Origin of the sequence: Pseudomonas sp. v388 (genome assembly GCF_003935425.1) — a bacterium.
In the GTDB taxonomy this organism is placed as follows: Bacteria; Pseudomonadota; Gammaproteobacteria; order Pseudomonadales; family Pseudomonadaceae; genus Aquipseudomonas.
Window position 1 is genome coordinate 1 of the sequence record NZ_RHQN01000022.1, and the last position, 896, is coordinate 896.

Genomic DNA, 896 nt, shown 5'->3' on the forward strand with positions numbered 1-896 from the left:
AAGGTGATACCCGTAGCTTCGGTGCATGGTTTGAGCCCCGTTACATCTTCCGCGCAGGCCGACTCGACTAGTGAGCTATTACGCTTTCTTTAAAGGGTGGCTGCTTCTAAGCCAACCTCCTAGCTGTCTAAGCCTTCCCACATCGTTTCCCACTTAACCATGACTTTGGGACCTTAGCTGACGGTCTGGGTTGTTTCCCTTTTCACGACGGACGTTAGCACCCGCCGTGTGTCTCCCATGCTCGGCACTTGTAGGTATTCGGAGTTTGCATCGGTTTGGTAAGTCGGGATGACCCCCTAGCCGAAACAGTGCTCTACCCCCTACAGTGATACATGAGGCGCTACCTAAATAGCTTTCGAGGAGAACCAGCTATCTCCGAGCTTGATTAGCCTTTCACTCCGATCCACAGGTCATCCGCTAACTTTTCAACGGTAGTCGGTTCGGTCCTCCAGTCAGTGTTACCTAACCTTCAACCTGCCCATGGATAGATCGCCCGGTTTCGGGTCTATTCCCAGCGACTAGACGCCCTATTAAGACTCGCTTTCGCTACGCCTCCCCTATTCGGTTAAGCTCGCCACTGAAAATAAGTCGCTGACCCATTATACAAAAGGTACGCAGTCACCCAACAAAGTGGGCTCCCACTGCTTGTACGCATACGGTTTCAGGATCTATTTCACTCCCCTCTCCGGGGTTCTTTTCGCCTTTCCCTCACGGTACTGGTTCACTATCGGTCAGTCAGTAGTATTTAGCCTTGGAGGATGGTCCCCCCATATTCAGACAAGGTTTCTCGTGCCCCGTCCTACTCGATTTCATGACCAAGAGATTTTCGCGTACAGGGCTATCACCCACTATGGCCGCCCTTTCCAGAGCGTTCCGCTAATCTCAAAGCCACTTAA

Annotated in this window: 1 rRNA gene; it reads right to left on the bottom strand. The window is 51.9% G+C overall.

Annotation, left to right across the window (positions count from 1 at the left end):
- A 23S ribosomal RNA gene (locus EGJ27_RS24690) occupies positions 1-896 on the bottom strand; the annotation flags it as partial.